6 protein-coding genes and 1 pseudogene are annotated in these 9,454 nt (G+C 64.7%); all 7 read right to left on the bottom strand.

Annotation, left to right across the window (positions count from 1 at the left end; all coding sequences use genetic code 11):
• Positions 1-214: 214 nt before the first annotated feature.
• Positions 215-1,039 carry an aspartyl/asparaginyl beta-hydroxylase domain-containing protein gene (locus ACWCRJ_RS41955; protein WP_450944243.1) on the bottom strand — a complete coding sequence of 275 codons (825 nt, stop codon included), beginning with the start codon at positions 1,037-1,039 and terminating at the stop codon, positions 215-217.
• The gene (locus ACWCRJ_RS41950; protein ID WP_450944242.1) at positions 1,036-1,878 is read right to left on the bottom strand and encodes a PhzF family phenazine biosynthesis protein; all 843 of its coding nucleotides are present in this window, start codon (positions 1,876-1,878) and stop codon (positions 1,036-1,038) included. Before ACWCRJ_RS41950 ends, ACWCRJ_RS41955 begins: the two co-directional genes overlap by 4 nt.
• A 75-nt stretch (positions 1,879-1,953) precedes the next feature.
• Positions 1,954-3,072, bottom strand: a complete 1,119-nt coding sequence (locus tag ACWCRJ_RS41945; protein WP_450944241.1) for a DUF6421 family protein — start codon at positions 3,070-3,072, stop codon at positions 1,954-1,956.
• A 34-nt stretch (positions 3,073-3,106) separates the two neighbouring features.
• Positions 3,107-3,943, bottom strand: a complete 837-nt coding sequence (locus ACWCRJ_RS41940) for a DUF6202 family protein (RefSeq protein WP_450944240.1) — start codon at positions 3,941-3,943, stop codon at positions 3,107-3,109.
• Positions 3,944-4,026: 83 nt separating this feature from the next.
• Positions 4,027-4,530, bottom strand: a complete 504-nt coding sequence (locus ACWCRJ_RS41935; protein WP_450944239.1) for a nitroreductase family protein — start codon at positions 4,528-4,530, stop codon at positions 4,027-4,029.
• Positions 4,531-4,585: 55 nt separating this feature from the next.
• Positions 4,586-8,491, bottom strand: coding sequence for a non-ribosomal peptide synthetase (locus ACWCRJ_RS41930; protein ID WP_450944244.1), 3,906 nt, complete (start codon positions 8,489-8,491; stop codon positions 4,586-4,588).
• A gap of 397 nt (positions 8,492-8,888) precedes the next feature.
• A pseudogene (locus ACWCRJ_RS41925) lies at positions 8,889-9,177 on the bottom strand (IS701 family transposase); the annotation flags it as partial.
• Positions 9,178-9,454 lie beyond the last annotated feature (277 nt).

Below are 9,454 nucleotides of genomic sequence, written 5' to 3'. Positions count from 1 at the left end.
CTCCTCCGGATACGGAGACTTGCGCCCCACCTGGACATCCCTCCCTGGACCATCAAGATCCACTACCAGGGTGGCCACTCCAAAGGATCATCCTCAAGCTCCAACCTGCTCCGCAAGTACAGCAACCGGGTGAGTTTTGCGTTAGCCCCGCGTCGACAAGGAACGCCAGCAAGAGCAGCCTCGTACTGGAACAGCAGGCCGCATCCGCCGCGGATCATCGGCTGACCAGGCAGTGCTCTTCGTGCGAGGCGGCCTTCGCAGCGAGCTCCGGGCGGCCGCTCGCACGGGTGATGTCCCTCATCCAACCAAACACGTCCGAGGCCCTCACGTCAGCCTCAAAGTACCGCTTGATCACCATGGCCAGGACATCCTGATAGTTGGATGCGTCCACTACCCGCGAGAGCGCCTCAAAGCTCTGCCGCTCGGCCGGGCCGAGTGCCCTGCGCGGTACGACGCTGTCCTGCGGGATGCCGCCCCCGACCTCGAGACCGGAGCGCAGGGCTTCGGCTGGCCCTCGGGTCGAGAAGTCAAGGATCAGATGGACCCGGTCGCGGTCAGAGCGGGACGCGGCGCTGTGGGTCTGCGTTGCGTCGAGGAACCAGACCTCGCCGAGGCGCATCTGGTAAATCGTCTCGTCCTCCGCGCTGAAACACTTGTTGTCCGTCTGCAGCGGCAGGTGAATACGCGTCAATTCCTCCTCCAGCTCAATGTAGTCGCGGTGCGGCACGAGCACGCTGCCTGGAGTGAGACGGGCCAGACGCGCGAACTTCAGTTCGCTCAGGTGAAAATGACGCTCCACGAGTTCACGCAGGTAAGGCAGAGCGGCACCGTACTCGGTGCTGCGGGCCGGCCCGTCATAGTCCTCCAGGAACGTATCGCCGATGTCACCGGAGCGATTCCAGAGCATGCAGCTGCGCCAAGCACCGCAGATGAACTCTCCGTAGGAGTCGTTGTAACCGAACCGCCTGGCGACGGCAAGGTCACCGGAGAGACGGTCAGGGTCAAGGTCGATTGTGGTGATGCGAGTCGTGCGAGTCACAGCGTGACGACCTCCTTGGGCCGCTGGTCCAGGTCTGTTGTGGTCAAGCGAACCGTGCCGGTCAGGTACTCGCGGGTGGCCCCGCCGAGCAGCACCCTGTCGCCCCGCAGGGCACAGTCGAGCCGTATGGATCGGCGCCGGCCAAGGCGCGGGGAGAACTGGTGAGCGACCAGCCGGTCACTGCCCAGCCGCCGGGCCCAATAGGGCACAAGCGCACAGTGCGCGGAGCCGGTCACAGAGTCTTCGGGGATGGAAAGTTTCGGGCCGAACCACCGCGAGGAGAAATCACCGGATGTGCCCGGCGCGGTAATCGCCACGCCGCGTAGATCGAGGGTCCGAAGAACTTCCTGGTCAGCCCTCACCGTGAGGAGCTGTTCCTCGGTCTCATAAACGACGAGATAGTCCATCGAGCGGAGCACAGCCGTCGGACGTGGCCCGTTAAGGCCACGTAGCAGGGCCTCCGGCGGAGCCACCGGCACGAAATCCAGCGCCGGGAAGTCCAGGTCGATCCGCTCCCCCGCCCGGTTCACCACCAGGGGGCCACTCGCTGAGTCGAAGGTGACCTGAGTGGTCCCGGGGCGCAGGTGACGGAAGACGACATGTGCCGCACCCAGGGTTGCGTGCCCGCACAGGTCCACCTCCCTAGCCGGAGTGAACCAGCGCAGAGCGTAGTCATCGCCGGCGGGAACGAGAAATGCGGTCTCCGGAAGGTTGTTCTCAAGAGCGATCGCCTGCATCACCTCGTCGGGAAGCCACGCCTCCAGCAGACAGACCGCTGCGGGGTTTCCCCAGAAGAGCCGGTCGGTGAAGGCGTCCACCTGATAGAGCGGGATCTCCATTTGGCCACACGGGTCAGACAGCATCTACAGCCCTTTCCGTTTCATGTACAGGAATACCGAGAAGCTGGCAGATCGTCAAACAATGAGCCGCTGCTTAGCGTCTGCGAAGAAAGGGATGTGTCGATAATCGTTCGACTCGTGATCGAAGTCTGTATGCTGATTGGTAAATTCCAGCAGCCGCTTCTTGACCCTCTCGACACTCTCGACATGGATAAACTTCTCGATTTGCCGAATCTCCTCCAGAAAGGCGCGTAGTGCATCAGGGAGGAACGGCGTCAGATGGATACGGTCTCCCTTGAGTCTTATTCCGTCGGCCTTGAGAAGGTAATTGAACAGTAGCTGCGAGGCCACCGCATCGTAGTTCGGCCGTGGCATTCCTTCGACTGCGTACCGGAGCAGACGTTCCGCCAGGATGTATTCGTAGGTGAGCGCCGCGTCCTCGGCCGGGAGATCCTTGTCGTCCAGGCACACCAACATCGAGGAGACGTCGGTGCGCAGTTCCTCTAGACCTGCTAGCGGCTTGAGCTTCTTCGCCGGCAGATATTCGGGGATGGGCATGTCCCCCTGCCTGTGGTGGTATTCATGCAGCCGCACCCACCACGAAGAGGCTCGCTCCACGTCGGTCTCGTCGGCCGTGCGCAGCCGGGGAAAGGCATCCTCGGCCATCATGTCACTGATCAGTCGCCGGGTGAGGCACACGTGCCGTTCGACGAATTTATCGATGAAGTAGAAGATCTGATCGTCGGGGTTCTGAATTCCGTCGAGATGATTCTCCGGGAAGAGAGCCACCACTACGCGTGAGTCGAATCCTCTGGACCCTTGCTCAATCAACACCGGCATCGTGTTGCTCGCATAGCGGCGCGCTAGGTGCTCGTCGGTGGGAAGGGTCCGATACGTCAGATACTCCAGCGACAGAGTGGGAAAGTAGGACGCGTCAAAGAGAGAGAAGATGTGGTTGTCTCGCCGACTGTTGATGTGTTCCTTGGTGCGGCGCAGCCGGGGGTCATCGATGAAGCCGGTAATGTCCTCAATGAACATCTGAACAGCGGCCTGCCCGCTGAGCACCGGAGAGGCTTTCAGTCGTCCGGCCAGGTCAGCCAAGAATTCTGGCCGCCGGAAGTCGGACCGCTGCCCCAGGTCCTCCCGGATTCGATTGACCTCGCTGATTACCGAGGCTATATCGGTTTCTGTCATGGTGATGCTCCATTCAACACAAGCGACCGGGGTCTCAGATTCCGGCTTCGGCCATCTCGGGAGCGTTCACCAGGGCATCGGCGAACTCGTTGAGGGCCGCGGCCCAGCTCTTCGCGTACTCCTCGGACAGGACCAGCAGCTCGGCCCGCTCGGCGGCGGTGGCTGCAGCGACCGTCATGCCGGTCTCGTCGTCGCTGACCGACTTCGCATGCACGGTCTCCGCCTTGATATGCGAGTCGATCCAGGCCAGCGCGCTCTCCGTGCTGTACGGGCTGGCCCCGTCAATTCGGACCTTCGCATACATCCGGCGAAAGGCGACGGCGATATCGAGCGCGATTGCCTCGACGACACGGAGCTGCACGGCGGCGCCCAACGGTGACTGCGCCAGCCGCTCCATGTTGGCGAGTAGTCCCCGCACCCCTTCGGGAAGCTGGTCCGCCTCGGCCCTTTCGGTCTCGCCGACCGATGCGAGCAGCGGCCCGAGGATACTTTCCTCCCACCAGAGGTAGTGCACGCCGGCAACGCCCTTGGGCGACACCGCGGCGAACTCCGGTGCGAGGTTGGCCAGGTCGTCACCGATGACCAGGTAGGCGGTCTGAAAGGCACCGAGCACTCCCCGGTCAGGGGCGATCTGCTGGTTGAAATCCCGAGCCATCAGACCAAGGCTGCTGATAGTGGTGAACATGAACGACTTGGTCATGGCCTGCCACTGGCGGCCGACTCGCAGCGCGGCGAGCGGGGCAATGTGCTCGGCGATGCGCACGTCGCTGAAAAATCGGTTGGCGGGTCGGCAGAGACCCGTCTCCCGGATTATCGCCGTGATCCGGTCCTCCAGGACCGAGTCAGAAGTGAGAACAGCGGTGGTGGTCACGGGTACTCCCTGGATGAGTCGTTGGGGCAGGCTGGTGCGACAGCACGTCGCACGTCTTGGGTTTCACGCGGGCGGCGCTCGAGTCAGGAGACTGCGGACCCGATGTAGATCCAGCCGCGCAGTTTCTCGTGGTCTTGGAGGCCGACGGCCTCTCGCAAGGCGGGATGGTCCAAATAGGGCCCGGTGCGCCAGATCGCGCCGAATCCGAGGGCATGCGCGGCGAGGGACAGGTTCTGCACCGCGCAGGAGGCGGCGGCCAGCTGTTCCCAGTCGTGGATCCGAGGATGCTCTACTTCGCTGGTGATTACGCTGATCAGCAGCGGTGCGCGCAGCGGCTTGGCCCGCATCCGGTCAGCTGCGGCCGGTTCTAGGTCCGGCCGCAGATCCAGAGCGGCCCGCGCGAGGCCCTCACCAAGCCTGGTGCGTCGATGACCGGTGACCGCATCAAGTCTCCAGGGCCGCAGCCGACCGTGGTCGGGGGCAGCCTGTGCGCAGGACATCAGTGTGGCTAGGTCCTCGGAATCGGGCCCAGGCTCTCCCAGCCGCTGTGTACTGCGACGGCTGGTGATGCACGCAATCGCATCCAAGATTTCCTCCTTGTCGTGGGTGGACGCCGGTGGGCGGCAATCCCGTGGCCGCAGTTCAGTCGCGGAGCCGGCTGGCAAGGACCTTGCCGATCAGTTCGAGCGGCGCCTGTTTGGTCATCTCCCCGTGTTCGCACGGCACTTCGTGGATCGCGATATCGCCAGTGATATGTGGAGCCCAGCGTTCGATGAGTTTGGGGAAGTAGTCGGGGTCGGCAGTCGCGGGAAAGAATTCAAGGTCGCCGGTGAAAACGCCTGGTATGTACCGCCGTTGGGCATGGGCCGCCGCCACGAAGACGCGGCTCAGCGCGACCATGTCCAGCCCGTCCACATCGGCGAGGATGGCGTCCAGGGCCTCCGGGCCGTGCCCCATGGACCTGGCTACCTCCGTCACGACGTCCGCCTGGTCGCCGACGAAGCGGTCGATCCCGTCGCTGGGCGCGGCCGGGTAGCTGTCCATCATCGAAAGGAGCGCGACCTCCTCGCCGCTCTCCTGAAGCCGTACCGCCATCCCGTGAGCGACGATCCCGCCGAACGACCACCCGAGCAGGTGGTACGGACCGTGCGGCTGCACGGTCCGGATGAGGGCCAGGTAGTCGTCAACCAGCTCTTCCACTGAAGAGGGCAGCTGCCCGGGCTCGCTCAGAGCGCGGGCCTGGAGCCCGTACAACGGCCTTTCACCATCCAGATGCCGCATCAGTCCGGCGTACACCCAGCTGATGCCCGCCGCGGGGTGCACACAGAAGATGGGCGCCTTGGTCCCCTCCGCACGCAGGGGCAACAGCGGCGTCATCGCTCCCTGATCACCGCCCGTGTCTAGGCGTTCGGTAAGGGCAGCCACCGTCGGCGCCTCGAAGAGCGTGCGGATGGTGATCTCGGCGCCCAGCTCCGCACGGATGCGGTTGATGAGCCTGGTCGCGAGCAACGAGTGGCCGCCCAGAGTGAAGAACCCGTCGTCGATGCCGATCCGTTCAACACCAAGGATCTCGGTGAAGAGCCGACACAGGGTCTCCTCCCTGGAATCGCGCGGAGGACGGCCTGTGGTGAGGGCGGTGTAATCCGGGGCTGGGAGCGCCTGGCGGTGCAGCTTGCCGTTGGAATTGAGCGGCAGGTCATCGAGGACCACGAATGCCGCGGGAACCATGGCGGCGGGCAACAGGGACGCCGCATGGCCGCGCAATTCGGCGACGTCGGGACGATGCGGCCCCGCTGGGACGACGTAGGCGATGATGCGCCGGTCGCCCGGCGTCTCCTCGCGGACGGCCGCGGCGGCCCGGCCTACGTGAGGATGCTCGCTGAGCACCGCGTTGATCTCACCCAGTTCGACCCGGACACCACGAATCTTGACCTGATCATCAGCCCGGCCTGCGAAGATCAGTTCGCCGCGAGTATTCCACCGCACGAGATCGCCGCTCCGGTACATGCGGCTGCCGGACGGTCCAAACGGATCGGCCACGAAGCGCTGCGCGGTCAGACCGGGACGGCCGAGGTAGCCACGGGCAACCCCGGCACCAGCGAGGTAGAGCTCTCCGGTGACGCCGGCCGGAACCGGGCGCAGGGAGGCGTCCAGGACGTAGGTGCGGCAGTTGTGGATGGGCCGCCCGATGGGGGCGACCGCAGGCCAGAGGGACTGGTCGGCGGGCAGCGGCATACCGGTGATGACATGAGTCTCGGACGGCCCGTAGTGGTTGTGCAGGGTGATGTGCGGGCGCCGTGCATGGAAGGCGCGGACCTGGTCGGTGAGGTGCAAGGGCTCGCCGCCCTGCATCACCTCCTGGAGAGCGGCCAAATCCCGTCCCTGCCCGGCAGCTGCTTCGTACACGGCCCGTACAACCAGATCGGGGGCGAAGAACTCGTTCACCTTTTGGTCGTCCAGCCATGCCGCGAAGTCTTCTGGGTTGATCCGGATGTCCTCGGAGGGGATCACCAGGGTCTTGCCTGCGAGCAACGCGGCGAGGACCTCCTGCTCCGAGGCGTCGAAGCTGATGGCACTGAACTGGGAAACCCGGTTGCCGGGTCGTCCTGGGATCGTGACCAGTTGCCAGGCCAGCAGGTTGATCAGGACCAGAGCGGTGACAACGACGCCCTTGGGGCGGCCGGTGGAACCGGAGGTGTAGACGATGTAGGCGGGCGAGTGAAGGCTGAGCGGGGCCGTGCGGTCGTCGTCCCCGGGGTCCGTTTCGGCGCTGTGAGCGAGGGCCTCGACGGTGCCGGCACCGTCAAGGACGACATTTTCGTATGCAGATAGACCGGCCGCGACGGAGCTCACCGTGACAACGACCACCGGCTCCGCGTCGTCGAGAATGTAAGAGATCCGATCCTCGGGGTAGGCCGGATCGACGGGTAGATATGTCGCACCGCACTTGAATACCGCGAGCATGGCCACGACGAGGTCCACCGACCGGGGGACGACCACGGCGACATACTGCTCGGGCCCCACCCCCTTTCCGATCAGCAGCCGGGCCAGCCGATTAGCGCGCGCGTTGAGCTGGGCGTATGTCAGCGTTGTTCCGTCGCCCTCGACTGCGACGGCGTCCGGCGTTCGGCGTACCTGCTCCTGGAACAGCTCGGGCAGGCTGTCACCGGGCAGCGGCGTAACGGTGCCATTCCACTCCTGCAGTACCTGTCGACGTTCCCCCGCGGTGAGTAGTTCCACGGCGGACAAGGGCGCCTCCGGATTGGCGGAGAGACTGCCTAGGAGACGCACCAGGCGGTCGGCAAGCGCACTGGCCGTGGCGCGGTCGAACAAGTCCGTGTCGTACTCGATCCTGCCGGAAAGCCCGGCGAGCGCGCCGTCGCTCGCGTGCTCGGCGACCCCCACCGCGAGATCGAACTTGGCGGTGTTGGTACCCAGTGCTTCAGGTGTCGCTGTCACTCCGGTGAACAACTGGCCGGAGCCGTTCACATCGTTCTGCTGCCAGCCGAGCATGATCTGGAAGAGGGGATGCCGTCCGAGCAGGCGCTCCGGGTTGACGGCTTCGACGACCCGTTCGAACGGTACGTCCTGGTGGTTGAACGCCCGCAGGTCTGTCTCCCTCACCCGCTTCACGAGGTCGGTGAAGGACGGATCGCCCGAAACGTCAGTGCGTAGCACCACCGTGTTGGCGAAGAAGCCGACCAGGTCGTCGAGGGCATCGTCGGCACGTCCGGTCACCACTGTTCCGAACGGAATGTCCTCTCCGGCTCCCATACGGGCGAGCAGTGCGGCGAAGGCCGCCTGAAACACCATGAAAACGGATGCCTGGTGGGCGCGTCCGATAGCGGCAAGGCGTGCGTGCACCTCCGGTTCCACAAGGAAGTCCACTGTGTCGCCCTGGTGCCGAGAGAACTGCGGTCGAGGACGGTCGAAAGGAAGTTCCAATTCCTCCGGCGCACCCGCTAGGGCAATCCGCCAGAAGTCCAACTGCCGGGCCGTCAGGCTGCCGGGGTCCGCAGCATCTCCAAGCAGCTCCTGCTGCCACAGAGTGTAGTCGGAATACTGGACGGGCAATGGAGTGAAGCGCGGCGTCCGGCCTGCGGCGCGTGCCGTGTACGCGGTAGCCAAATCCCGGCCGAAAGGCCCGTCTGACCACGCATCAGTAGCAATGTGGTGAAAGAGCAGGAGTAGAATGTGGGTATCCGAATCCAGTGTGAACAGTGTTACCCGCAGGGGCGGCTCGCACGCCAAGTCGAAGGGCCGAGTGCCCGCCTCGTGTAGGGCGGCGGCCAGATCCTCGGCTCGGATCGCAACACGTCTCAGCAGCGGCCCCACTCCGCTGGGAGGCAACACCTCCTGCTGAGGCTCGCCGTCCACCGATGGGAACACCGTCCGCAGCGTCTCGTGCCTGGCCATGACATCAGCGACGGCCGACTCCAGCGCATCGGGGTCCAGCGGGCCGACGAGACGTAGCGCGTGCGGCACGTTGTAGGTCGCGGCTGCGCCCGCCTGGTCCAGGAACCATAGGCGACGCTGCGCGTAGGACATGGAAACCACGTGGACTCTCCTCGCTGCATTTCACACCGACCGGAAATCCGGCCGGTTTCACAGTGCGGGACCGACGCTGACCCAGGGGGCATCATCGCCGGTAGTTCTCGAGGAAGAAGGACGAGCACGTTTCCGCATGGTAGGTAAGTGACTGCCTCGCAACTTACTGACGCCGGTCGGCTGTTGCAGGGTCTGGTGTTATGCCGCGTAATTGCTGCCTGGTACTCCAGCAGTACTTCGTGGCTTGACCTGGGGAAACGTCGAGCGGTGGGAGTGTAGCGGGCGGGAAGTCGTCACGGACGGCTTCTGCCCGCACGCCCCTCGAAAGAGTGCCCCCGACGTCGGTAGTGGCAGCGGCGGGCCACCGCTTGGCTTCGTCGGCGCCAGTGCGACCAGCTCAACACGTGAGTGAGGGTGTGAAGGTCTCGGGGTGTGTGAGCTGCCAGGAGTCGCCGCACTTGTGCGGACGGTGAGCTCGATGACCACGGCATCCTCACCGGTGGATCCCCGTTTTCGGCTGCTCGCGCGCTCATCGCAACGAGGAAGGTGTGGGCGAGCATGGCCAGGGTGATGTGCCGGTACCAGCCGACGTAGCGGCGGACTTCGTACTCGTCCAGGCCGCACTCGTTCTTCGCTGCCTGGAAACACTCTTCGATCGCCCACCGGGCGCCGGCGACGCGCACCAGTTCGTCCACGCCGACATCCAGCGGTGCGTAGCCGAGGTAGTAGGCGATCTCGTCCGGCCGACTCAGGCTGCGCCGTGCCAGCGCCCACCGTCGACGGATCAACACGCCGTCCTGGTGGTCGTACTCGGCCACTGGGCGCAACTGGACGGCTGCCCAGTCGTATTCGCGCTGTCCCTTTGTGTCGACGATCAAGTTCTTCGGCTCTGGCGCTGATCTTGTGACTGGTTGCCCGGCCATCGTAAGCGGCTGGGAAACTGGGTAACTGCCGTGACGATGG

It is taken from the genome of Streptomyces sp. NPDC002324 (assembly GCF_053593335.1).
Note: the sequence above shows the minus strand (reverse complement) of the source record. Positions and strands in the feature narration are given on the sequence as shown.